This window comes from Rhodopseudomonas sp. G2_2311 (genome assembly GCF_047501505.1).
Classification (GTDB): domain Bacteria; phylum Pseudomonadota; class Alphaproteobacteria; order Rhizobiales; family Xanthobacteraceae; genus Rhodopseudomonas; species Rhodopseudomonas palustris_H.
In genome coordinates this window covers 43,261-66,161 of the sequence record NZ_JAZDRK010000010.1, presented here as the reverse complement: position 1 = coordinate 66,161, position 22,901 = coordinate 43,261, and the positions used below count along the sequence as shown (strand labels likewise).

Genomic DNA, 22,901 nt, shown 5'->3' with positions numbered 1-22,901 from the left:
TCGCGGCGGACGGCGGATCGCCAAGGTGATGCGATGATCAACATCGCCACCCGCATCAATCCCGCCATCGCCCCCGCCGTGACGGAGGTGATCTCACAACTTCAAGCCCGTCACCTGATCGGCAACACGCTGGTGCCGTCCGTCAGCGGTGCCACGCTCGACGTCATCGATCCTGCAACCGGGCAAGTGATCGGCAAGGCGCCGGCCGCGACCGGCGCCGATGTCGCGCGCGCGGTGGAAGCGGCATCGGCAGCATTTCCGGGATGGGCAGCGACGCCGGCGCGGCAGCGCGGCAAGCTGATAGCGGCTGCGGCGAGCGCAATCGCTGAGCGGAGCGAGGTGATCGCCACCGTGCTGGCGCTGGAAACCGGCAAGGCGATCCGCACCGAGTGCCGCGGCGAGGTTGCGACCGCGATCGATATCACCACGATGTATGCAGGCCTCGCGTCGGAGCTGAAGGGCGAGACGCTGCCGTTCGATCCGCAGATCCTCACTTACACCAGCCGCGAGCCGCTCGGCGTCGTCGCCGCGATCCTGCCGTGGAACGTGCCGCTGGTGCTGATGATGTTGAAGATTGCCCCGGCGCTGGTGGCGGGCAACACTGTGGTGGTGAAAGCCTCCGAAGAAGCGCCCTATGCGACCATCGAAATGGCCCGGCTAATGGCGAAGTTGCTGCCGGACGGCGTGCTCAACGTGATCTGCGGCACCGGCCGCGACTGCGGCGCGGCGCTGGTCGAGCATCCGGCCGTCGCCAAGGTGACGTTCACCGGCTCGCAGGCCGTCGGCGAGCTGATCTATCAGATGGCGGCGAAGAAGATCATTCCGGTTAGCCTGGAACTCGGCGGCAAGAGCCCGATGATCGTCTATCCCGACGCCGACATGGCGCGGGTCGTCGCCGGCGCGATCGCCGGGATGCGGTTCACCCGCCAGGGCCAGAGCTGCACCGCAGCGAGCCGGATCTACGTCCACGCCTCGCTGATCGACGCTTTCGTGGCGGCGTTGCGCGAGGCGGTCAGCAAGCTGAAGATCGGCGATCCGCTGGATGAAGCGACCGACATTGGCACCGTGATCTCGCAGCGGCAGAAGGCCAAGGTCGAATCCTATATCGATCTCGGCGCGCGCACCGCCGGCGCCAAGGTCGACCGCTGCGGCGAGCTGCCCGGTGCGGCACATCTGAAGGACGGTCTGTTCCTGCAGCCGACCATCATCACCGGCGTGCCGGAGGATTCGCCGCTGATGCGCGAGGAGATCTTCGGGCCGGTGGTCTGCGTGCAGCCTTGGGACGACGAGGACGATGTCATCGCGCGCGCCAACGACAGCGACTTCGGCCTCGCCGCGACGGTGTGGACCAATGATCTGCGCAGTGCGCTGCGCACCGTGCAGCGGCTCGATGCCGGCTACGTTCAGGTCAACCAGAACCTCACCATCCAGCCGAACCTGAGCTACGGGGGCTTCCGCAAGTCGGGCCTCGGCAAGGAAGCATCGCTGGAGGCGATGCTCGAGCACTTCACCAAGAAGAAGACCGTCGTCATCGATATGCGGTGACGACGGCGATGCACGAGCTGATCGCCGAGGCATCCGCGAGCTTCCTGTCGACGCTACCATCGCCGATGGCAATCGCCGGCGTGCTGAGCGCAGTGCTGGCGGCGGCTCTGTTGCGCGGCTTCACCGGGTTCGGCTTTGCCCTCGCGGCGGTGCCGCTGATGGGCATGTTCATGGCACCGGCCAAAGCCGTGCCGGTGGCCGTGTTGCTACAACTACTCGGCGGCCTGAACGATCTTCGCCGCAATCATCGTGATGCCCACTGGGCGTCGCTGCGCTGGCTGATCGTCGGCGCGGTGATTGGTTCACCGCTCGGGGCGCTGGCGCTCAGCGTCGCTCCCGCACCAGTGGCGCGGATCGTGATCGCCACTATCACGGCCGCGGCGGTGGTCGTGCTTGGCCGCGGCTTCGCCATTGAGGCGATCCCATCGCGGCCGGTCACGACCGGCGTCGGCGTGCTGTGCGGCCTGTTCAACGGCCTTGCCGCGATGCCGAGTCCGCCGGCGATCGTCTACTACATGTCGGGGCCGTTTCCCGCTGTGGTGGTGCGCGCGTCGCTATTGGTGTTCTTCCTCGCCACGTCGATCGCCGGTTTCACCAGCATCGCGCTGGTGGGTCTGGCAACCGTGAATGTGCTGTGGTTGGCCGCGATGGCGTTGCCGGTGATGATGCTCGGCACCTGGATCGGCGAGCAGGGCTTCCGCCGCGGCAGTGAGAGGCTGCACCGCCACGTCTCGATCGCCAGCCTCGGCGGCGTCGCGCTGCTCAGCGCCGCGAAGGGAATCTCCGAGCTGATGTGAGGGCGCCGCTTCCCCGTCATTGCGAGGAGCGTAGCGACGAAGCAATCCAGCTCTTTGCTTGGACCTCTGGATTGCTTCGCTTCGCTCGCAATGACGGCGGTGTCCTTAGCCCTCGAGCTGCTTCGCCAGCACCTTGCCGAGCCGCTCGATGCCGACCTCGATGCGGTCGGTGCGGATCGAGGAGAAACCTAGCCGGAAGCAGTGCCGGCTCGCGGTCTCGTCCATCGAGAACACGGCGCCGGGTTCGATCACGACGCCCTGTTCGAGCGCAGCTTCGGCCAGCGCGGTGGCGTCGATCGAGGTCGGGCAGGTCACCCAGAAATTGGTCGAGCCGGGACCGCGCGAGAAGCTGCAGCTTGGCAGATGCTTCGGCAGCAGCTGGTCGAGCAGCTTGGCGCGTTCCAGCAGCACACGACCGACCTGGGCGAGATGCGCCCGGTAGTGGCCGAGGCCGATGAACAGCGCGGCGACGCGCTGATTGTTGAGCGGCGGATGCCGCAGCATCAGCCGGCGCAGCGCGCGCAGTTCGCGGATCACCGGGGCGGGCGCGACGACGTAGCCCAGCCGCAAACCGGGGGCCAGCGCCTTCGACAGGCTGCCGACATAGAGCACGTTGCTGGCGCGATCGAGGCTCTTCAGCGGCGGCAGCGTCGCCGTCTCCGGCATCAGCTCGCCTTCGTAATCGTCTTCTACCACTACCACGTCGCCGGCCGCGGCGGCTTTCAAAAGCTCGACGCGGCGGGGCAGCGGCATCGTCACGGCGGTGGGGCACTGATGACTGGCGGTGACATAGGCCAGCGCGCAGCTCTGGAAAGCCGCGTCTGGCACAAGCCCCTCGCCATCGACGGAAAGCGGCACCACGTTAGGCGTCAGCATCCGGAAGATATTGCGGGCGTCTGGATAGCCCGGCTCTTCGATGCCGACCTTGGTCTGGCCGTTGATGAACAGCGTCGCGATCAGATACAGTGCGTGCTGAGCGCCGATCGTCATCATGATCTCGTCGGCGCGGGCGTGGATGCCGCGGCGCGGCAGCACCTGTAGCTGCAACTGCTCGATCAGTGCCGGATCGTCACCGTCGATCAGGTCGCGGGCCCAGTTGTTGATTTCCGGAACGCTCAGTGCCGCCCGGGCGCTTTCGCGCCAGTCGTTGGTCGGAAAAAGGCTTGGATCGAACTGACCGAAGATGAACGGGTAGGGATGCGTCTGCCAGTCGAGCGGCTTGACGATGTTGCGATGCGCCGACGGCCTCACCGCGAACCGATCGGCCCAGTGTTCGTCGCCGCGGCTGGTGACCTCGGCGAGGCCGGGCGTTTCGGTGGCGAATTTCTTCGGCAGGCCGGCGACGAAGTAACCGCTGCGCTGCCGTGAAACCAGAAAGTTCTGATCGACGAGCTGCTCGTAAGCGATCACCACGGTGTTACGTGACACCTTGAGCACGGTGGCGAGATCGCGGCTGGACGGCATCTTCATGCCGAGCGGCAGCCGGCCATCCTCGATCGCCGTCACGATGATCTGGCGAATCTGCAATTGCAGAAAAGAGCCGCCACGGTTGAGGCCGCGAAACAACGCGCCCCAGAATAACTCGTCTTTGCCTAATGCGGCGGCATCTGAAGAGGCAATTGCACCGCCGTTAGGCGTGCGTGCCACAGTGGACTCCCGGAATGTGAGCTGTGCTAGCTTTCCCAAGACGCGATACCCTGACTGACACGACGACGCGAAACGGCTGTCATTGCGAGAATGAAGCTTTTACAAACCGTCTGCAAGAAGCGAGCCATGGGAGGCGGCAGCTGGCGCATAGCCCTGGCTCCATTCGTGCTCGGCATCTGGCGCTAGTGCCACGGGGACGATCGCTTCACGCTCGCAATCGCAAGCCTGGAGACTAAGCGTGCCGTCTGACACCGTGGTTTATTCCGCCCGCAAGATTATCACCATGAACCCGTCGCGGCCGAGCGCGACGCATGTTGCGGTGCGAGACGGGCGGATCGTTGCGACCGGTAGTGCCGACGAGCTGATGGTAAGCGGTGCGCGGCTCGATATCCGCTTCGCCGACAAGGTGCTGATGCCCGGCTTCGTCGAAGGCCACAGCCACATCATGGAAGGCCTGATGTGGAAGCAGCCTTATGTGGGCGCGTTCGACCGCCGTTCGCCGGAAGGCAAAGTAGTGGCCGGTGTGCCGGACATCGAGGCGATCGTGACGCGGCTGCAGCAGGCCGAAGCTGCGCTGCCCGACGATGGTTCGCCGCTCTACGCCTGGGGCTTCGATCCGCTGCATATCGGCGGCAAGATGCTGAGCCGGCAGGATCTCGACCGGGTGTCGACCAAGCGTCCGGTCCTCGTCGTCCACGCCTCGTTCCATATCAACAACGTCAACACGCTGACGCTCGAGCGCGCCGAGCTGCTGCATGCCACCAACATATCGGGCGTCGTCGCCGGCGCCGACGGCCTGGCGAGCGGCGAGCTGCAGGGCATTCCGGCGCGGATGCGGCTGTTCCGGGCGCTCGGCCACAATCCGCTCGCTGGTGCCATCACCGAGGCGGACGTGCGGCGCTATGCGGCGTCGTGCTGCGTGCAGGGCGTCACCACGATTACCGACCTGCATAACGATCTCGCCGATCCGACCATCGAGGTCTATCGCGCCGCGACCAGTCAGGCCGATTTCGGCGTTCGCTTGGTGCCGGCACTGGCCGCGGTCTCGCACACGCCCGAACAGGCGATCGCCAAGTTGGAAACGCTGCGCGGCCACGCCAGCGACAAGCTGCATTACGGCATCGTCAAGCTGGTGGTCGATGGCTCGATCCAGGGCTTCACCGCGCGGCTGCGCTGGCCCGGCTATCACAACGGTGCTGCCAACGGCCTGTGGTACATCGCGCCCGAAGAGCTGCCGCGGCTGGTCGAAGCGTATCACCGCGCCGGCGTGCAGCTTCACATCCACACCAACGGCGACGAGGCCACCGAAGTGGCGCTCGATGCGATCGAGGCCGCGCAGACCGTCGCGCCTCGTCCCGATCATCGCCACACCTTGCAGCACTGCCAGATGGCCAGCGCCGCGCAGTTCCGGCGGATGAAGAATCTCGGCGTTTGCGCCAATCTGTTCGCCAACCACCTGTACTACTGGGGCGACGCGCACTATGAGCTGACGATGGGGCCGGAGCGGGCGGCGCGGCTCGACGCGACCGGGACCGCGCAGCGGATCGGGGTGCCGTTCGCGATCCACTCCGACGCACCGGTGACGCCGCTGGCGCCGCTGTTCACCGCATGGTGTGCGGTCAATCGCGTGTCGTCGAGCGGGCGTGTGCTGGGCAGGAATACCGAAGCACTCACCACCGAGCAGGCGCTTGCTGCAATCACCATCGGCGCAGCCTATACTTTGAAGATGGATCATCTGGTCGGCAGCATCGAAACCGGCAAATATGCCGACTTCGTCGTGCTCGATGAGGATCCGCTGGCCGTTCCGCCGGAGCGGCTGAAGGAGATCGCGGTCTGGGGCACCGTGGTCGGCGGCATGATCAAGGAGGCGCCCCGCGCATGACGGCAGCATCCGCGACCATTTCAGTCACGGTGATCGGCGGCTTTCTCGGCGCGGGCAAAACCACCTTCGTCAACCATCTGCTACGCAGCGGCGGCCCTCGGACGGCCGTGCTGGTCAATGATTTCGGCGAGGTCAATGTCGACGCGACGCTGATTCAGAGCCACGACGGCACCACGATGACGCTGACCAACGGCTGCATCTGCTGCAGCATCGGCACCAGCTTCATCGACACGATGTGCCAGGTCCTCGATGCCGCGGTGCCGTTCGAGCGGATCGTGATCGAGGCTTCCGGTGTCGGCGATCCGTGGAAGATCGCCGAGATCGCGCTGATCGAACCGTCGTTGCGGCTCGATCGGGTGATCGTGCTGGCCGACGCCAGCCGGATTGCGCAGCTGATCGACGATTCCAAGGTCGGCGACACCGTGCGCGGCCAGTTTGAGCGCTGCGACATTGTCCTCATGAACAAGACCGATCTGGTGAATGCGGATGCTCTGGCTGCCGCGCGCGCCGCGGTGCGCAGCCTGCGTCCGGACGTGCGCATCGTCGACACCGCGCAAGGCGCGATGCCGACGCTGGCGGAGCTAGAGACGGCGGCGGCGAGCGGTTTCCGCGCCGATGCGGTGGATGCCGCGGCGATCGATCACGGCGCCACCTTCAAGAGCTGGGCGTATCGCCGCGCCGGCCGGTTCGATCGCGCCCGGCTCGCCTGTGCGGTCGATAAGCTGCCGCCGCAGCTGTTGCGGCTGAAGGGCTCGTGCCGCCTCGCCGGCGAAGACGACGTCAAAGTTTTTCAGATGGTCGAGAGCGTTTGGAGCCTGTCGCCGGCCGATGCCGGACCGGCCGAGCCCGGCATCGTGCTGGTCGGCGTCGGCACCGCCGATCTGCCGCCGCCGGCCGAACTCGACGCGATCCTCGACCGCGCTTTGGCTCCGGCCGGAGCGCTGTCGTGATGCCCGCCCTGCCAGTTTCTCCCCGCGAAAGCCACCCGGCTTTCCACGTCCTGCCTCGCCCATCCTTTCTTGCAGCGGAGTTCTGACCGATGATGTTGACGAAGCGATCCTTTGTAGTCGGAGCCCTCGGCGGCATTGCGCTGATGGGCCTGCCGCTCGAAACCAAAGCGGAAGGTGCGGCGAGCGGCGGAACGCTGGTGATCGGTTCGACCCAGGTGCCGCGGCACTTCAACGGTGCCGTCCAGTCCGGTATCGCCACTGCGCTGCCGAGCACGCAGATTTTCGCCAGCCCGCTGCGCTACGACGACAAGTGGAATCCGCAGCCGTATCTCGCCGAGTCCTGGGACGTGTCGAAGGACGGTCTCACGGTGACGCTGAAGCTGGTCAAGAACGCCACCTTCCACGACGGCAAGCCGGTGACCTCCGAGGACGTCGCGTTCTCGATCATGACCATCAAGGCCAACCATCCGTTCAAGACGATGCTGGCGGCAGTCGAGAGCGTCGATACGCCGGATCCGCACACGGCGGTGATCAAGCTGACGCATCCGCATCCGGCGCTGCTGCTGGCGATGTCGCCGGCGCTGATGCCGATCCTGCCGAAGCACGTCTATGGCGACGGTCAGGACGTCAAATCGCATCCGGCCAACCTGAAACCGATCGGCTCCGGCCCCTACAAGCTCACCGAATACAAGCAGGGCGATTACTACACGCTGGAGAAGTTCGACAAGTTCTTCATTCCCGGCCGGCCGAAGCTCGACAAGATCGTGGTGCGGCTGATTTCGGATCCGAACGCCCTGATGGTGTCGGCCGAGCGCGGCGACGTTCATATGGTGCCCTATTTCACCGGCGTGCGCGACATCGAGCGGCTGGAGAAGGCGCCGAACGTCGTCGTCACCGACAAGGGCTTTGCCGGCATCGGTGCGCTCAACTGGCTCGCCTTCAACACCAAGAAGAAGCCGCTCGACGACGTGCGGGTCCGTCAGGCGATCGGCTATGCGGCCAACCGCGAGTTCATCGTCAAGAAACTAATGGGCGGCAAGGCCTTGCCGTCGACCGGACCGATCGCGCCGGGCTCGCCGCTGGAAGAGAAGAATGTCGAGCAGTACAAATTCGATATCGCCAAGGCCAACAAGCTGCTCGACGAGGCCGGACTCAAGCCGGATGGCTCCGGCGTCCGCACCACGCTGACGATCGACTACATCCCCGGCAATGACGAGCAGCAGCGCAACGTCGCCGAATATCTGCGTTCGGCGCTGAAGCGGGTCGGGATCAATCTCGAAGTCCGTGCCGCGCCCGACTTCCCGACCTGGGCCCAGCGCGTCGCCAATTTCGACTTCGATATGACGATGGATACGGTGTTCAACTGGGGCGACCCGGTGATCGGCGTCGATCGGACCTATCTCAGCTCGAACATCCGCAAGGGCATCATCTGGTCGAACACCCAGCAATACGCCAATCCGAAGGTCGACGAGATCCTCGGCCAGGCCGCCCAGGAAAGCTCGCCGGACAAGCGGAAGGCGCTGTATTCGGAGTTCCAGAAGATCGTCGTTGAAGACGCGCCGATCTTCTACATCAACGCCACTCCGTACCACACCTCGTTCGCCAAGGGACTCGGCAACCTGCCGACCACGGTGTGGGGCGTCGCCTCGCCGCTCGATGAGCTGTACTGGGCGACTCCGCCGAAGAACTGATCCGCAATCTCGACCGACGAAGCATCAATGGCTCTCCTCACCCATCTGTTCGGAAAACTCGCCAACGCCGTCGCGCTGCTGCTGGCGGTGCTGGTGATGAATTTCTGCCTGATCCATCTTGCACCGGGAGATCCGGTGCAGGTGATCGCCGGCGAGATGGGTGGGGCGTCGCCCGAGGTGATCGCGGCGCTGCGGGCAAAATACGGCCTCGACCACAGCCTGCTCGAACAGATGTTCACCTATCTGGGCAAGGTGGCGCATGGCGACTTCGGCTATTCCTACTACTTCAACCAGCCGGTGCTCGGCCTGATTCTGCAGCGGCTGCCCGCCACGCTGTATCTGGCGGCGGCCTCGCTGCTGGTGGCGGTGCTGATCGGCACGGTGCTCGGCGTGATCAGCGCCCGGCGCCCGAACGGCCTGCTCAGCCACGGCGTCACCGTGCTGTCGCTCGCCGGCCACGCGGCGCCGATCTTCTGGACCGGCCTGCTGCTTCTGCTGCTGTTCGGCTCGGTGTGGCCGATCCTGCCGGTCAACGGCATGACCGACGTGGTCAATCCGAAAACCGGCTTTGCCTACGCGGCCGACGTTGCCAAGCATCTGGTGCTGCCATCGATCACGCTGGGGTTGGTGTTCGTCGCGCAATATTCCCGGCTCGCCCGCGTCAACATGATCGACGTGCTGTCGGCGGACTACATCCGCACCGCGCGCGCCAAGGGGCTGCCGGAGCGGGTGATGCTGGTCAAGCACGCGCTGCGCAACACGCTGATCCCGATCGTCACGGTGATTGGCCTGCAGTTCGGCAATCTGTTCGCCGGCGCGGTGTTGGTGGAGACGGTGTATTCCTGGCCGGGCATGGGGCGGCTGGTGTTCGACTCGATCCTGCGCCGCGACTACCCGACGTTGATGGGCGTACTGTTCTTCTCCGCCGTGATGGTGATCGCGGCCAATATCCTCACTGACCTGGTGTACCGCCTGATCGACCCCCGCATCCGCGCAGGTGCCCGATGAGCACGATGGAGTCTTCGCTCGCGATGGCACAGAAGCCCGTTCCCAGCGTCAGCAAAGTGCCCAAGGCGGTGTCGCCGGCCCGGGCTGCGCTGCACCAGTTTATGAAGAGCCCGTCCGGCGTCGCCGGCGCGATCCTGCTCTTGTTGCTGCTCGCCGGCACCGCGCTCGGTCCGTGGCTGTATCCGGTCGACCCGCTCGATATCGTCGGGCTGCCGTTTGCCGCGCCGGCGGCCGATGCTCCGCTCGGCACCGACTATCTCGGCCGCGACGTGCTGGCCGGGTTGATCTATGGCGGCCGCGCCACGCTGACGGTGGGCGCGGTGGCGGCGCTGATTACGATCGTGATCGGCGTCACCGTCGGGGCGCTCGCCGGCTTCTTCGGCGGCTGGGTCGACGCGCTCCTGGTCAAGATCGCCGAGTTCTTTCAGGTGCTGCCGCCGCTGCTGTTCGCGATGGTGCTGGTGACGCTGTTCGGTCCGAAGCTGTCGACCATCACGCTGGCGATCGGCGCGGTGAGCTGGACCTCGGCGGCACGGCTGACGCGCGCCGAATTCATGCGGCTGCGGGATCTCGATTTCATCAAGGCCTCGCGCGCCGCCGGTGCCGGCAGTCTGCATCTGATCCTGCGGGTGGTGCTGCCCAACGCGCTGCCGCCGATCATCGTGTCGGCGACGCTGGCGATCGGCACTGCGATCCTGTTCGAGGGCGGCCTCAGCTTCCTCGGCCTTGGCGATCCCAACACCATGAGCTGGGGCCTGATGATCGGCCAGAACCGAAACTACGTGCTCGACGCCTGGTGGGCGGTGACGTTCCCGGGCGCCGCGATCTTCCTCGCCGTGCTGGCGGTCAGCCTGGTCGGCGACGGCGTCAACGATGCGGTCAATCCGCGGCTGCGGCGGAGGTGATAATGGCGCCGGTCCTGTCGGTCGAGAATCTCAGCGTCAGCATGACCAATCGCGACGGCGATCTGGTCCCGGTGCTGGAGAATCTGTCCTTCACCCTCGATAAGGCACGCACCGTCGCGCTGGTCGGCGAGTCCGGCTGCGGCAAGAGCATGACGGCGCTGGCGATCATGAGGCTGCTGCCGGAAGGCTTCGTGGTCACCGGCGGGCGTATCATGCTCGACGGCGAAGATCTGCTCACCGCGCGACCGAAGCGGATGCGCGCGCTGCGGGGTGACGCGATGTCGATGGTGTTTCAGGAGCCGATGACGGCGCTGAACCCGCTGTACACCGTCGGCGATCAGATCGCCGAGGTGCTGTATTATCACCGCCGGCTCAGCCGCAGGGACTCCGCTGAGCAGGCCGTGCAGTTCCTGAAAGCGGTGCAGATCCCGGCCGCCGAGCAGCGCGCCAAGGCGTATCCGCATCAGATGTCCGGCGGCATGCGGCAGCGGGTGATGATCGCGATGGCGCTCGCCTGCCGGCCGAAGCTCTTGATCGCCGACGAGCCGACCACTGCGCTCGATGTCACCGTGCAGGCGCAGATTTTCGACCTGCTCGCCCAGCTCCAGGACGAGACCGAAGCCGCGATCGTGTTGATCACCCACGATCTCGGTGCGGTCGCCGAACTCGCCGACGACATCGCCGTGCTCTATGCCGGTCGCTGCATCGAGACCGGACCGGCGCATGAGATCGCGGCGCGGCCGCGCCATCCCTATACGCGCGGTCTTCTCGGCTGCGTGCCGCATCTCACCGTCGGCGTCGCCAAGCCGGAGCAGTGGGTCGATCTCGGCGAAATTCCCGGCATGGTGCCGGCGCTCGGCAATCGCGGGCCGGATTGCGCGTTTCTGGCGCGCTGCGCCAACGCCTCCGAGGCATGCCGGTCGCGGCCGCAGCCGCCGCTCGGGGCGGTCGCGGCCGGGCATGCGGTGTCGTGCTGGCGTGCCGAGGAGATCGCCGCATGATGATCCACGAAGATCTGCGCCCCGCCGACGGCGATCCCTATCTGCTCGACGTCAACGACCTCGTGGTGCATTTCCGCACCGGCCGTAAGCGGCCGTGGGGTAAGCCGTCGTTCGTTCACGCCGTTGACGGCGTCAGCTTCCGCGTCAAGCGGGGCACCACCTTCGGCATCGTCGGCGAAAGCGGCTCGGGGAAATCCACCACCGCGCAGGCGATCATGCGGCTGGTGCAGGCGACCTCGGGGCAGGTGGTGTTTCGCGGCGAAGACATCATGCCGCTCACCGGCGAGCCGCTGCGCAAGGCGCGCAAGCATCTGCAGATCGTGTTTCAGGATCCGTTCTCGGCGCTCGACCCGCGTCGCCGGGCCGGCGACCAGATCCGCGAACCGCTCGATCTGCTCGAGATCGGCAGCCGCAGCGAGCGCGACGCGCGCGTGCGCAAGCTGCTCGCCGAAGTCGGCCTGCCGCCGGAAGCCGCCGATCTGTTTCCGCATCAGTTCTCCGGCGGCCAGCGCCAGCGGCTGTGCATTGCCCGCGCCTTGGCGCCGGAGCCCGAGCTGATCGTCTGCGACGAGGCGGTGTCGGCGCTCGACGTCGCGATCCAGGCGCAGATCCTCAACCTCTTGAAGAAGCTGCAGCGCGAGCGCGGCCTCACCTACATCTTCATTTCGCACGACCTCGGCGTCATCCAGCAGTTCTGCGACGAGATCGCCGTGATGTATCTTGGCAAGATCGCCGAACAGGCACCGGCCTCGGCGCTGTTCACCGAGCCGCGCCATCCCTACACGTGGTCGCTGGTGTCGGCCGCGGTGCCGCCCGGTCCGCTACGCGACGAGCTGAAGGCTAAGTATCTGGTCAAGGGCGAGCCGCCGTCCCCGGTCGATCCGCCGCCCGGCTGCCGCTTCGCGCAGCGCTGCCCGTTTGCCGAGGCGCGCTGCCGGGCGGAGTTGCCGTTCCTCGACGCCGCAGGCCATGAGCATTACGTCGCCTGTCACCGCAAGGACGAGATCGGTATCCCCGATTTCGCCCCGCGCGTGGCGAGCGGGCCGATCGGTTAGTTGCTGCCTCTTGCGTCGTCATTGCGAGCGTAGCGAAGCAATCCAGCCTTCAGTGCACTGAGCTGGATTGCTTCGGTGACTGCGCCGCCTCGCAATGACGGTATGTCAGTCCTACACCTTGGCGTCGAGCAGCGCCTTGCTCATGTCGCGGTCCGCCTTCAGTGAGGCGAGGTTGGCGGTGTAGCTGTATTTCGCGACCATCTGTCCGATGAATTCCTGCGCCAGATCGACGTTCGGCGCCGCCACCATGCCGTCCGCACTGGCGAACGGCGCTTGCGGGTCGGACACAGGCACGGTGGCGGGCGAGGTCGTGCCCAGGCTGGTCTGAGTGCCGCCAGTCGACGTGTCGGTTTGATTGACCTGCAGCGGCTTGTAAGCCTGCGGCGCACCGGCCGGGACGGTGCCGTCGGCGCCCGGCAGCGCGCCGGTCGATTGTTGATTGGCGATGTTGCTGGCCGACACTTCCAGCCGGCGGGTCGCTGCTTTCAGGCCGGAGACGGCAATCGACGAGATGCTGGACATGGACGCGCTCGTTGCGGCGGACAGGTGCGGGCAGAAGACGCCCGCACCTTGCAACGATCCGTGCACAGCTTGGGTGCAATTTGAATGATCCGGCTAAAGCTTTCTTAATCCTGCCGTGCGTCACGCGGATTGCGTCAGGCCGGCTGCGTCGCCGGCTGCTGCGGGCGCCGCCGCAGCTTGCGCCGGGTCCACAGCCAGACGCCGGTGATCAGCAGCCCGAGCAGCACCACCGAGGTGATGACGTTGAGCGTGCCGGACAGCCAGGTCGACCAATTGCCTTCGTGCAGCAGCCGCGGCCAGTTGCGCGGCAGCGGCGTGACGCCATCCGGCGCGAAGGTATAGGCGCGCAGCTCGCCATCTTCGTAGATCCGCGCCATCATCCGTCCGCCGCGATTGGCGATCATCGCCAGGTGCGACACGTCGTGCGATTGCGCGATCTGCTGCACCGCGTCGGACAGCTTGATGGTCATGCGGGCCGGCGGCGGGCCGCTGGAGAACGTCAGGCCGAACGCCATGCACAGGGCGGTGAGGGGGCTGAGCAGCAACAGCGGCAGCGTGAACCAAGCCGCGCCCTTGTGCCAGCCTGCGAGGCTGTTGCGCAGCCGCGGTAGCCCCATCAGTACGCCGATCGTCATCAGCACCGTCATGGCGATGGTCGAGGCGATCACCAGCCATTCGTAGCCGAGCAGGCGCTCATGGGTGCGCCGCGCCCATAGCAGCAGGTCGCCGGTGGCGTCGCTGGCGGCTGCGGCTGCGCCGGTTGCGAGGTCGATCGGTGGTGCATTGACCCCGAGCAGGCGCATTTGCTGGCCGGTGGCATTGATCGTGAGCCCGCGCGCCTGGCCTTGCGGATCGTAGCGTTCGATCAGGCCCGTGAGGCGGGCGGCATCGAGCGTTCCGGCCGGCAAGCCGCGGCCTTGCAGCATCGGCTCGACTGACAAAATGAGTCCGGTGACGATGATGGCGAGCAGCGGCAGCGCGAACACCAGACTGGTCCAGCGATGCAGTTTGAGGAGCAATGCATTATTCATGATGGAACTTCACGGTTGCGATCAGCGGCGAGAAACATGCGGATGCCGTCGTTGATCAGGCTTAAACGTCGCCGGCGGCGTTTGGCATCGGCTCTCCTGCCTTCGTCCGTCTCTTCAGGACTGGCGGAAAGCCTCGATGTGGCGGCGAGTGCTCCGACCTGCTCATGAGGCGGATGGAGCGCAGCGTGTTGTAGGCCCCTGAACCTATCGATTCGCTGACAGATTCTGCAGAGCATCAAGCCCTTGGGGCTGCTCGAATTCTCGTGCCAAGGCCGCATGGTCGCTTCTTGACCCGATTGATGCCGGCAGCAGTGGACCGATCGAGCGAAGTGATTCGGGGCACGCAGCCCTCGTGATGTTCTTGTCCGGGAAATGCCGAATCACTGGCGCATTGCGGACTAGGCGGTCGCCAGCGATGCTCTTCCTTCGTTGTCAGGCCGTCCTGCCCGAATGCGCGCGGGCGGGCGTGTATCGCGTTGCTGCCGCTCCGGCGAGATCGCGATGGCAGATTCGAATGTTCTCCGGAACGGCCGGTCTGTCCGGCAAATCACCAACTCGCGCAGACCGATGAGCGACGGTAACATCGTCACAAGCAGTCGGTCGTGACGGGCCGCGCTGGAAGTTGAGCCGCCGTGACCGGCGTGTCGCCGACGCGCGTTGTGGTGACGATCGCGCTGTGCCGACGTCATCCTTAGTAGCGGTTGCTCTGTCCTTAAGCGTGCTGAAACTTGCGCCTGTTGAAATTCCGAGGCGTTGATAACATGCTGCAGTTGCAAACCGTCTGGTGACAATTCCAACAGGTATGGAGGTAGTATGCGCTCCTCATCGATGATCTTGCTCGGTGCCATCGCGTTCGTTGCCGCGCTGTCGGTGGTGAACCAGGTCGGTGTGCCTCATCCGGCCCTGATCGAACCCGCCGTCGCCGCCACGCCGGTCGCGCCGCCGGTCAGTGCTTTCCGCACCGTGACGTCGTCGACCTGCTCGTCCAACGGCTGCCCGACCTCGTGCGAGGCGGATGAAGCGCTGATCTCCGCGATCTGCATCGGTCCGAGCAGCGCCAAGTTCAGCGACAACCTTTCTCTGGAGAACGGGCAGATGACCGCGAGCTGCGGCCCGAGCTCCTCCACCATCGTGGTGTCCTGCGCCCGCAAGTAACGCAGGCAGTTCGCTTCTGGGAGCCGGCGGCTGATCCAAGCACCCGCGGGCTCCCGTCAGTCTCAAAGGTTCTCTCCGATGCAAAACTGGTTCATCGCACTCGCCGTCGCAGTGCTGCTGCTCATCGGCTTCGCCGCCGGACCGATGTCCGTCGTCGTCGCCTTCCTGGCATTCTGGGTCACGCTGTATCTGGTGTGGGCCCGCGACCTCGGCTTCAAGGACACCTGGTCGCGCTACGGTCTGCAGCGCGTGAAGCCGCCGTTCTGGGCGGCGGAGAACAAGGTCTGGTTCTTCCCGATCTTCGACGACCGCGCCAAGGTGGTGAAGGCCGCCGCGGTGCCGCTGCTGATCATCGCACTCAGCCTGATGCTGCCGACCTCGGTGGTGCGGATCGGCACGCTGTTGGTGCTGGCCTGGTACTGCCTGGAGATCTACCGGTCGCAGAAGGGCATGGATCAGCTCGACCGCGCGCGCTTCAACTAATTCGGCGCAGCGCCGTTTCGGCGGCGCGCGCTCACGACGACATCGGCAACGGCGGGCGTGGCCAGCTCCACGCCCGCCGTTCGCGTGTCGGCGGTTAGGCATCTTTAAATGCTCCGCAGTTAGTACTGGACGGCGCTGCAGATTTTGCGATCATTGTCGCGCGTGAATGGCGTGCACAGGGCTCCGGCCGTGCGGCCATCTGGTGCTTAGGTAGCCGGTGAGCCTCGAGGAGATCGCGATGGCAGACAAGAACTCGTCCGACGTCATCTTGAACGTGATGACCAAGAACCTCGAGCAGGCGCGCGGCGCGATGACCAACTACCTCGAGTTCATCAGCAAGAGCATGTCGGTGGTGCCGATGGGCCAGAGCAGCCAGGCCACCACGCTGAAGGGCTACGTCGACCGCAACGTCCAGGCGACGTTCGATTTCTCGCAGGCGCTGCTGCATGCCAAGGACTTTCAGGACGTGGTCCGGATCCAGACCGAATTCCTGCAGACGCAATTCCGTGTTCTCACCGACCAGGCCAAGGACGTCGTCGAGATGACCAAGCCGACCGTCATCGTTCCGAACGACGGCTAGAAGGTTTTGTCCGCCACCGCCGGTCTGCCAGCGGTGTAGCGGTCGTCATCTGCGACGACCGCTACGGGAACGGTTGCGCACACATCGCATTGATGCAGCTGAACTCGCTCAGCTCTGATTTTGGATACCAAGCATGTTGAAGATCGTCGGTCCGCTTCTTTGCCTCACCCTGATCGCCGGCGCCGCGCAGGCGCAGGAGCGCCGCCCCGACCCTGGCTGCGGCCGGGATGTGTCGCGTCTGTGCCGGGCGGTGATGAACGAGTCCGACGGGGCGATCCTGAACTGCCTGCAGCAGCATCGCGCCAAACTCAGCGCCAAATGCGCCAAGGTGCTGACTGACAACGGTCAGTAATAGGCCGATTCAATCCGTCATCCGTCCTGCCCGTGCCTCGCGGCCACCCGCGTCTTGAGGCTTCGCCAGGAGCTAACTCCAGAAAAGCCAAGGCCGGAATGGCAAAGACACCCCCGACCGTGACGCCGGCCGAGATCGCCCCTATGTCGAACCGCCGCTAACGCCGGCGACCGGCAGTACCTCGGTCGCGGTGGTGCGATCGGGCGATTCCTCTTTCCAGCGCACCGAGCCGAACGGCCGCTCCAGCATGCGCCGCACCCGCACCGGCTCCGGTCCGCGATGAAACGCGATCGCGCGCCGGTGCAGCGCGCGGTCGTCCTGGGTCGAACGGCTGCGCTGGCGCAGATAATCGAGCCAGGTCGGGCAGTGGTAGCGCTCGGTCCATAATTCCGGATCTGCGACGTCGCGGGCGATCGACCAGCCATAGGCGCCGTTGCGCTGGCGGCTGAGCTGCACTTCCTGCATCACGTTATGAAACGCGCGCGCTTCGTCAGCGTCGACCCGGTAGTCGATTTCGATCACCACCGGACCGCTGCGCGATGTCAGAGCCAGTTTCACTTCCGGATCGGCCAGCAGTTCGGCATCCTCGGTGCGGGTGCCGACCGGCGGCATCGGCAGCAGGAAGGCGAGCACTGGAGAAGCCAGCATCGCCAGCCCCGACAGCAGCATCGATGGCGCGACGCCGGACAGATCAGCGACATGGCCCCAGCCCCAGCTGCCGATCGCGATGCCGCCGGAGATCGACGCCTGGAACGCCGCAAGCGAGCGCCCCGCCACCCAGCGCGGCGCCGACAGTTGAACGCCGATGTTGAACAGCGCGATCGCCAGCATCCACACCGCGCCCGCGATCACCAGCGCGGCGGCGGTGAGCAGCGGCGAGCGGCTGATCGCAATCACCGCCATCGCCACGCCCATGATCATCGCGCACAGCCGGACCGCGGCTTCGCTGCTCAAGCGCTGCCGCGCAATGCCGACATTAAGTGCGCCGATCACTGCGCCGATGCCGAACGCGCCGAGCAGCAGCCCGTAGGTCTCGGCGCCGCTGTGCAGTAGGTCGCGTGCCACCAGAGGCATCAGGGCCAGCACCGAGCTGCCGGCGATGCCGGTCACCAGCGTGCGGGTCAGCACGATGCGGATCGCCGGCGAGTTGGTGATGTAACGCACGCCGGAGACGATCGCGCGGTTCAGCCGCTCCGGCGGCAGTCGTGGTGGCTCGCTGTCCCGCCGCCACAGCAGCAGCACGATCAATAGCGGCAGATACAGCACCGCATTGGCGGCGAACGCCGCCACCGCGCCGGCAGCCGCCACCACGATGCCGCCGACCGCCGGGCCGAAGCTGCGCGCGATGTTGTAGCTGATGCCGTTCAGCGCCACTGCGGCCGGCAGGGTTTCGGCCGGCACCTGCTCGGACACCGAGGCCTGCCAGGACGGCCCGAACAGCGCCATGCCGGTGCCGATCACGAAGCAGAACAGCAACAGGGTGTTGGGTGTCACCAGCCCGAGATGCGCCAGCGCCGCCAGCGTCGTCGCGCCGGCGAGGCCGATGCCGAGCGCGGCCAGCGCCACCAGGCGGCGGTCGTACATGTCGGCGATCGCGCCGGCCGGCATTGCCACCAGCATGATCGGCAGCATCAGGGCGGTCTGCACCAGCGCCACCTTGTCGGCGGACGCGGTCATCTGCGTCATCGCCCAGGCGGCGCCGACACCGTTGATCATCAGGCCGAGGTTGGACAGCAGGCTTGCCAGCCAGATCCGCCGGAACAGTGCGTGCCGCAGCGGCGCCGCGATCCCGTCGCCGGAAAACAGCCCGCGCTTCGCCGTGCCCGCCATCTGGGTCTGACCCTCCGCCGTCCTCACCGCCCCGCCGATTCAACGGCGCTGGAAACAGTGATGCCTGCGAAGCGCTCGCACTGTCCAGAGCCAACGTGGCGCAGCTCTCAGGCCAGGGTGCGGCTCACAGGTGCCGGCTTAGATCGGTGATGCTCGGCGCATCGCCATTCAGGGGATTTTGCGGGTCGCGGCTGTAGCGCAGCGTCTCGAACCGCATCGCGCGGGCGTCGATCATCACCAGCCGGCCGACCAAGCCTTCGCCGAAGCCGACGATCTCGCGGATCGCCTCCAGCGCCATCATCGAGCCGAGCACGCCGGCGAGGGCGCCCATCACCCCGGCCTCCTCGCAACTCGGCACGGTGCCGGCCGGCGGCGGTTCGGGAAACAGGCAGCGATAGGTCGGGTTGGGTTCGCCCGCGGCGTTGCGCTCGTGGGCGCGAATCGTGGTCAGCGATCCGTCGAACTGGCCGAGCGCCGCGGTGATCAGCGGCTTCTTGGCCAGATAGCAGGCGTCCGACACCAGATAGCGCGTGGCGAAATTGTCGGAGCCATCGAGCACCAGATCGCAGCCGCCAATCAGCGCCAGCGCATTGGAGCCGTCGAGCCGCACCCGGTGCTGCACCACGCGGACGTTGGGATTGAGCGCGAGGATCCGGCTGGCCGCACTGTCGGCCTTGCGGGCGCCGATGTCAGGCGTGGCGTGAATCACCTGGCGCTGCAGATTCGACAGCGTGACGATGTCGTCGTCGACGATGTCGAGCGTGCCGATGCCGGCGGCGGCCAGATACATCAGCACCGGCGCGCCGAGTCCGCCTGCGCCGACCACCAGCACCCGCGCACCCTTCAGCGCCGCCTGTCCGGGGCCGCCGACATCGCGCAACACGATGTGGCGGGCGTAGCGTTCCAGTTCCTCGGCACTCAGCATGATCGGATGGTATCCTTCACTTCCACGGCCAAACCGGCACCGTCATCTTGAAGACGCGCATCCGGCTCACCCTTTCCTGCGGTCGAAGGTGCGATTTCCGGCGGGCGAGACATTGTGCGCGGTGCCGCGCGTCGAACCGGCGCAGCGTTGGCGCCGACCAAGCGGTTGTGGTTATTTGCGCATGGCGCAACGTTGCTCGGGAATTGTCATGAGATCGATGCTGGCTGCAACCCTGATCGTCGCCGGTGCCGCCACTCTGGCGGCGCATGGCGCACATGCCGCGCCAAAGCAAACCGCGGCCGCACCGCCGGCAGCGCAGACGCCTGCGGAGACGGCTAAAACGCTGGCGCAGGGCGAGCGCCAGGCGATCCAATCCGATCTCGCCTGGACCGGTGACTACAACGGCCTGATCAACGGCGAGGTGTCCGATCGGATGATCGCCGCGATCAAGCAATTCCAGACCAATCAGGGGCACAAGCCGACCGGTGTGCTCAATCCGCAGGAGCGCGGTCAGCTCGCCGAGGCCGCGCGCAGGCTGCAGGCCAGCGTCGGCTGGAAGCTGGTTTCCGATCCGGTCACCGGCGCGCGGGTCGGCGTACCGACCCGGCTGGTGCCGCAACAGGCCTCCGACGCCAACGGCACGCGCTGGAGTTCCGCCACCGGGACGATCCAGGTCGCGTTGTCGCGGCGTAAGGAAGCGGACGTCTCGATCGCCAAGCTCGCCGAGCAGGAGAAGAAAGAGCCTGGCCGCAAGATCGAATACAGCGCGATCAAGCCGGACTTCTTCGTGCTGTCGGGCACCCAGAACCAGAAGAAGTTCTATATCCGCGGCAGCTTCAAGGATGCAGAGGTCCGCATCCTCACCGTGCTGTACGACCAGGCCACCGAAGGCACGATGCAGCCGGTCGTGGTCGCCATGTCGAGCGCCTACAATCCGTTTCCGGGCGGCGTCCAGGCCGGCCCACCGCCGCGCAAGAAGGTCGAATATTCGACAGGCACGATCGTCGGCGCCGATGGCGCGATCCTGGCCGATCGCGAGGCGGTCGAGGGCTGTCTGTCGATCGTTGTTGCGGGTTACGGTCCTGCCGATCTTGCCGATCGCAGCAAGGAGCACGAGCTGGCGCTGCTGCGGATCTACGGCGCGTCCGAACTCAAGCCGCTGCCGATCGGCGGTGGCGCAGCCAAGTCAGGAGCGGTCGAGATCACCGGTGTCGCCGATCCGCAGAGCCAGGCCGGCGGCGCAGCCGTCACCACCGTCAAGGCGCAGCTCACCGCTGCCGGCACCACCGGCGGTTTGGTAGTAACGCCGCCGCCGAGCCTCGGGTTTTCCGGTGCACCGGCACGCGATGCAGAGGGACGGTTCGCGGGGCTGACGACGCTGCGTCTGCCACTTGTCGCAGGAGCGGCGGATGGCGCTGCGGCACAGGCGACGCTGATCACCGCCGACACCGTCCGCAGCTATCTCACCGGCGTCGGCGTGAAGCCGGTCGAAGGTACCACCAAGGATCCCAAAGCGAGCGTCGTCCGCGTGATCTGCGTACGGAAGTAAGCGTCGTGCAGCTCGGATTGCCCAGCAAATTAGGGTTGGTCGGATCGACGCGTCTCATTATCTTCGGCTGATATTTATGAGATTGCTGAAAGCAGAATTCCGTGAAGCCGATCGTCTATTGCGGCGAGGAGATGCCGATTGGTCATCTCGCGCCAATGAGAATTGCGTGCCCCTGCGCGCCGATGAATCGAGAATTGCTGATCGACGTTGGCTTCGCCAATCATTGCTATACTGAGAAGTTTATCCAGGGCATCCACTCGCCCGACCAGATTGTCCTGACTGAAGCGAAAGATCGACACAGAGTGTTCTGTCCGATCCGGTACAAGCTTTCTTTCAAACTCCCAGAGCTGATCGAGGCTCTGCCACGCAGCAAGGTTCACCAGACTTCACAACGTCGCAATTACGTGTACGTCGTTCGGCTCGAACTGGAGAAGCGCCCTTATGAGATCTATTTCATGCTCCAAAGGGCCGCGAACTACGCCGAGGCCGATTTGCGCCTGACGGTCGAAAGTGCCTACCTCGCTGAAGCAGGCTCGAGCTTCAGCAGACGTCCGAACAGCATTCGTTTCGTGATCTTGGCGCACAAGATTTTGGCCAACCAGCCAGTGAAGTTTGCACCGCGTTGAAAAGAAAAAGGCCTCCCCGAAAGGAGGCCTCGTTTCGGTTTCCACTTTGGCCTTTCGGCCTATCTCGCTCACGCGTGGACCAAGAGAACTTGGCGGGGAAGCGCTTTTCCAACCGATCTATCGCTTCATATGCATACAATACCGTACAAGATACTTAGTTTCAACGACAACAGTTTCAAGTCTCGAATGGGCTTGGTCTATATCAAGGCCTTGATCTAGCTAGATTATTCCGATTGGAGTCCATTTAGCCGATGCCGACTACTTCTGGCACTTCGGGCACCAGAACGTCGACCGGCCGTTCTGCACGAAGCGCTGCACCGTGCCGCCGCAGGTCGGGCACGGCTCGCCTTCGCGGTCGTACACCTTGAATGCGTGCTGGAAGTAACCGAGCTCACCGCTGGTCTGGCGGTGGTCGCGGAGCGATGAGCCGCCGGCCTTGATCGCTTCGCCCAGCACCTCGCGGATCGCCTCGGTCAGCCGCACCGCGTGGTCGGTCGGCTCCTCCTTGCGATTGGCCAGGGTCGAGGCTTTGCGCTTCGGCGACAGATGCGAGCGAAACAGCGCCTCGCAGACATAGATGTTGCCGAGCCCGGCAACCACGCGCTGATCGAGCAGGGCCGCCTTCAGGCTGGTCTGCTTGCCGGCGCAGGCTTTCGCCAGCAGGCTGGCGTCGAATGCGTTGCCGAGCGGCTCCGGGCCGAGGCCCTTCAGGTGGGGCTCGGTGTCGATCTCGCTGCGCGGAAACACCTTCATGAAGCCGAACCGGCGCGGGTCGTTGAACACGATGCGGGCGCCGGACGCCATGTCGAACACGACGTGATCGTGGGTACGGTTCTCGCTGCGTGGATAGTGGAACTCGCCCGGCATGGTCTCGCCGTCGGCCTCAATCACCCGGAACGAGCCGGACATCCCGAGATGCATCAGCAGCACGTCGCCGCTCGACAGGTCCGCCAGCAGATATTTGGCACGCCGGCCGAGCCCGGTGACGATCTGGCCGGTGAGCCGGGCGACGAAGTCCTTCTGCAGCGGAAACCGCAGGTTCTCCCGGTGCGCCACCGCGCGGTCGATTCGAAAGCCCTCCATCGCCGGCTGCAGCCCGCGGCGGACGGTTTCGACTTCGGGGAGTTCGGGCATCGGCTCGCTCGGAAGGGCTTTAAGCCACTCGATTGGCTTGAATTTCAGGCATGGCGGCGACAACCCGGCGATTGCGGCCGGCGCCGTCCGTCGTTGCATTCTACATTTGGCGTCAGCCAGTTAAGGCATTCAGGTGATAGCGCCTCCGCACCAAGCGCGCTATATGGTCCGCCGCGGACCGCCGTTTTCGTGTTTCGGGCGGCAATCGGCCTGAAAAACCGTCCGCGCGCAGG

The 22,901-nt window shown here is 65.6% G+C and carries 21 protein-coding genes; 15 read left to right on the top strand and 6 right to left on the bottom strand.

Features of this window, described 5'->3' with window-relative positions:
- Positions 1-33: 33 nt before the first annotated feature.
- Both VRZ08_RS14700 and VRZ08_RS14695 read left to right on the top strand, forming a co-directional pair.
- Complete coding sequence (locus VRZ08_RS14700) at positions 34-1,545, top strand: aldehyde dehydrogenase family protein (RefSeq protein ID WP_414533006.1); 1,512 nt, start codon at positions 34-36, stop codon at positions 1,543-1,545.
- A complete protein-coding gene (locus VRZ08_RS14695; RefSeq protein WP_414533005.1) occupies positions 1,542-2,342 on the top strand; it encodes a sulfite exporter TauE/SafE family protein in 801 nt (266 codons plus the stop codon). Before VRZ08_RS14700 ends, VRZ08_RS14695 begins: the two co-directional genes overlap by 4 nt.
- 105 nt (positions 2,343-2,447) lie before the next feature.
- On the opposite strand, the gene VRZ08_RS14690 is transcribed toward VRZ08_RS14695, so the two are convergent.
- A complete protein-coding gene (locus tag VRZ08_RS14690) occupies positions 2,448-3,989 on the bottom strand; it encodes a PLP-dependent aminotransferase family protein (RefSeq protein ID WP_414533004.1) in 1,542 nt (513 codons plus the stop codon).
- A 238-nt stretch (positions 3,990-4,227) separates the two neighbouring features.
- Here VRZ08_RS14690 and VRZ08_RS14685 point away from each other — a divergent pair, with 238 nt between their 5' ends.
- From VRZ08_RS14685 to VRZ08_RS14655, 7 genes are all read left to right on the top strand, one after another.
- On the top strand, positions 4,228-5,871 hold the full coding sequence (locus VRZ08_RS14685) for an amidohydrolase (protein WP_414533003.1): 1,644 nt from the start codon (positions 4,228-4,230) through the stop codon (positions 5,869-5,871).
- Complete coding sequence (locus tag VRZ08_RS14680; RefSeq protein ID WP_414533002.1) at positions 5,868-6,821, top strand: CobW family GTP-binding protein; 954 nt, start codon at positions 5,868-5,870, stop codon at positions 6,819-6,821. Before VRZ08_RS14685 ends, VRZ08_RS14680 begins: the two co-directional genes overlap by 4 nt.
- Before the next feature lie 89 nt (positions 6,822-6,910).
- Positions 6,911-8,512 (top strand): ABC transporter substrate-binding protein, encoded by a 1,602-nt coding sequence (locus tag VRZ08_RS14675; protein ID WP_414533001.1) that lies wholly within the window; start codon positions 6,911-6,913, stop codon positions 8,510-8,512.
- A gap of 27 nt (positions 8,513-8,539) precedes the next feature.
- On the top strand, positions 8,540-9,520 hold the full coding sequence (locus tag VRZ08_RS14670) for an ABC transporter permease (protein WP_414533000.1): 981 nt from the start codon (positions 8,540-8,542) through the stop codon (positions 9,518-9,520).
- On the top strand, positions 9,517-10,425 hold the full coding sequence (locus VRZ08_RS14665; RefSeq protein WP_414532999.1) for an ABC transporter permease: 909 nt from the start codon (positions 9,517-9,519) through the stop codon (positions 10,423-10,425). Before VRZ08_RS14670 ends, VRZ08_RS14665 begins: the two co-directional genes overlap by 4 nt.
- 2 nt (positions 10,426-10,427) lie before the next feature.
- Positions 10,428-11,426 carry an ABC transporter ATP-binding protein gene (locus VRZ08_RS14660; RefSeq protein ID WP_414532998.1) on the top strand — a complete coding sequence of 333 codons (999 nt, stop codon included), beginning with the start codon at positions 10,428-10,430 and terminating at the stop codon, positions 11,424-11,426.
- Positions 11,423-12,481, top strand: coding sequence for an ABC transporter ATP-binding protein (locus VRZ08_RS14655; RefSeq protein WP_107353729.1), 1,059 nt, complete (start codon positions 11,423-11,425; stop codon positions 12,479-12,481). Before VRZ08_RS14660 ends, VRZ08_RS14655 begins: the two co-directional genes overlap by 4 nt.
- 111 nt (positions 12,482-12,592) lie before the next feature.
- Here the strand turns inward: VRZ08_RS14655 and VRZ08_RS14650 are convergent, their stop codons facing one another.
- Both VRZ08_RS14650 and VRZ08_RS14645 read right to left on the bottom strand, forming a co-directional pair.
- The gene (locus VRZ08_RS14650) at positions 12,593-13,003 is read right to left on the bottom strand and encodes a flagellar basal body rod protein FlgC (RefSeq protein WP_414532997.1); all 411 of its coding nucleotides are present in this window, start codon (positions 13,001-13,003) and stop codon (positions 12,593-12,595) included.
- Positions 13,004-13,137: 134 nt separating this feature from the next.
- A complete protein-coding gene (locus VRZ08_RS14645; RefSeq protein ID WP_414532996.1) occupies positions 13,138-14,034 on the bottom strand; it encodes a PepSY domain-containing protein in 897 nt (298 codons plus the stop codon).
- An 813-nt stretch (positions 14,035-14,847) separates the two neighbouring features.
- On the opposite strand from VRZ08_RS14645, the gene VRZ08_RS14640 reads away from it, so the two are divergent.
- From VRZ08_RS14640 to VRZ08_RS14625, 4 genes are all read left to right on the top strand, one after another.
- Positions 14,848-15,189, top strand: coding sequence for a hypothetical protein (locus VRZ08_RS14640; RefSeq protein ID WP_107353726.1), 342 nt, complete (start codon positions 14,848-14,850; stop codon positions 15,187-15,189).
- A gap of 78 nt (positions 15,190-15,267) precedes the next feature.
- Positions 15,268-15,672 (top strand): hypothetical protein, encoded by a 405-nt coding sequence (locus VRZ08_RS14635; protein WP_104512401.1) that lies wholly within the window; start codon positions 15,268-15,270, stop codon positions 15,670-15,672.
- A gap of 238 nt (positions 15,673-15,910) precedes the next feature.
- Positions 15,911-16,252, top strand: coding sequence for a phasin family protein (locus VRZ08_RS14630; RefSeq protein WP_107342356.1), 342 nt, complete (start codon positions 15,911-15,913; stop codon positions 16,250-16,252).
- A 133-nt stretch (positions 16,253-16,385) separates the two neighbouring features.
- The gene (locus VRZ08_RS14625; protein WP_107353725.1) at positions 16,386-16,604 is read left to right on the top strand and encodes a hypothetical protein; all 219 of its coding nucleotides are present in this window, start codon (positions 16,386-16,388) and stop codon (positions 16,602-16,604) included.
- Positions 16,605-16,745: 141 nt separating this feature from the next.
- On the opposite strand, the gene VRZ08_RS14620 is transcribed toward VRZ08_RS14625, so the two are convergent.
- Both VRZ08_RS14620 and VRZ08_RS14615 read right to left on the bottom strand, forming a co-directional pair.
- A complete protein-coding gene (locus VRZ08_RS14620; protein ID WP_414532995.1) occupies positions 16,746-18,434 on the bottom strand; it encodes an MFS transporter in 1,689 nt (562 codons plus the stop codon).
- A gap of 124 nt (positions 18,435-18,558) precedes the next feature.
- Positions 18,559-19,359, bottom strand: coding sequence for a HesA/MoeB/ThiF family protein (locus VRZ08_RS14615; protein ID WP_414532994.1), 801 nt, complete (start codon positions 19,357-19,359; stop codon positions 18,559-18,561).
- 208 nt (positions 19,360-19,567) lie between these two features.
- On the opposite strand from VRZ08_RS14615, the gene VRZ08_RS14610 reads away from it, so the two are divergent.
- Positions 19,568-20,908 carry a peptidoglycan-binding protein gene (locus VRZ08_RS14610; protein WP_414532993.1) on the top strand — a complete coding sequence of 447 codons (1,341 nt, stop codon included), beginning with the start codon at positions 19,568-19,570 and terminating at the stop codon, positions 20,906-20,908.
- A 101-nt stretch (positions 20,909-21,009) separates the two neighbouring features.
- Positions 21,010-21,534, top strand: coding sequence for a hypothetical protein (locus VRZ08_RS14605; RefSeq protein ID WP_414532992.1), 525 nt, complete (start codon positions 21,010-21,012; stop codon positions 21,532-21,534).
- Positions 21,535-21,792: 258 nt separating this feature from the next.
- Here VRZ08_RS14605 and mutM read toward each other — a convergent pair whose 3' ends face one another.
- Positions 21,793-22,668, bottom strand: coding sequence for a bifunctional DNA-formamidopyrimidine glycosylase/DNA-(apurinic or apyrimidinic site) lyase (gene mutM / locus VRZ08_RS14600; protein ID WP_414532991.1), 876 nt, complete (start codon positions 22,666-22,668; stop codon positions 21,793-21,795).
- Positions 22,669-22,901 lie beyond the last annotated feature (233 nt).

Excerpts from the sequence above, each read along its gene's own strand:
- VRZ08_RS14675 (WP_414533001.1), top strand. The coding sequence starts at position 6,911 with ATGATGTTGACGAAGCGATCCTTTGTAGTCGGAGCCCTCGGCGGCATT.
- VRZ08_RS14620 (WP_414532995.1), bottom strand. The coding sequence starts at position 18,434 with ATGGCGGGCACGGCGAAGCGCGGGCTGTTTTCCGGCGACGGGATCGCG.
- VRZ08_RS14665 (WP_414532999.1), top strand. The coding sequence starts at position 9,517 with ATGAGCACGATGGAGTCTTCGCTCGCGATGGCACAGAAGCCCGTTCCC.
- VRZ08_RS14645 (WP_414532996.1), bottom strand. The coding sequence starts at position 14,034 with ATGAATAATGCATTGCTCCTCAAACTGCATCGCTGGACCAGTCTGGTG.
- VRZ08_RS14640 (WP_107353726.1), top strand. The coding sequence starts at position 14,848 with ATGCGCTCCTCATCGATGATCTTGCTCGGTGCCATCGCGTTCGTTGCC.
- VRZ08_RS14670 (WP_414533000.1), top strand. The coding sequence starts at position 8,540 with ATGGCTCTCCTCACCCATCTGTTCGGAAAACTCGCCAACGCCGTCGCG.
- VRZ08_RS14625 (WP_107353725.1), top strand. The coding sequence starts at position 16,386 with ATGTTGAAGATCGTCGGTCCGCTTCTTTGCCTCACCCTGATCGCCGGC.
- VRZ08_RS14635 (WP_104512401.1), top strand. The coding sequence starts at position 15,268 with ATGCAAAACTGGTTCATCGCACTCGCCGTCGCAGTGCTGCTGCTCATC.
- VRZ08_RS14615 (WP_414532994.1), bottom strand. The coding sequence starts at position 19,359 with ATGCTGAGTGCCGAGGAACTGGAACGCTACGCCCGCCACATCGTGTTG.
- VRZ08_RS14680 (WP_414533002.1), top strand. The coding sequence starts at position 5,868 with ATGACGGCAGCATCCGCGACCATTTCAGTCACGGTGATCGGCGGCTTT.
- VRZ08_RS14655 (WP_107353729.1), top strand. The coding sequence starts at position 11,423 with ATGATGATCCACGAAGATCTGCGCCCCGCCGACGGCGATCCCTATCTG.
- VRZ08_RS14700 (WP_414533006.1), top strand. The coding sequence starts at position 34 with ATGATCAACATCGCCACCCGCATCAATCCCGCCATCGCCCCCGCCGTG.
- VRZ08_RS14630 (WP_107342356.1), top strand. The coding sequence starts at position 15,911 with ATGGCAGACAAGAACTCGTCCGACGTCATCTTGAACGTGATGACCAAG.
- VRZ08_RS14650 (WP_414532997.1), bottom strand. The coding sequence starts at position 13,003 with ATGTCCAGCATCTCGTCGATTGCCGTCTCCGGCCTGAAAGCAGCGACC.
- VRZ08_RS14610 (WP_414532993.1), top strand. The coding sequence starts at position 19,568 with ATGAGATCGATGCTGGCTGCAACCCTGATCGTCGCCGGTGCCGCCACT.
- VRZ08_RS14660 (WP_414532998.1), top strand. The coding sequence starts at position 10,428 with ATGGCGCCGGTCCTGTCGGTCGAGAATCTCAGCGTCAGCATGACCAAT.
- mutM (WP_414532991.1), bottom strand. The coding sequence starts at position 22,668 with ATGCCCGAACTCCCCGAAGTCGAAACCGTCCGCCGCGGGCTGCAGCCG.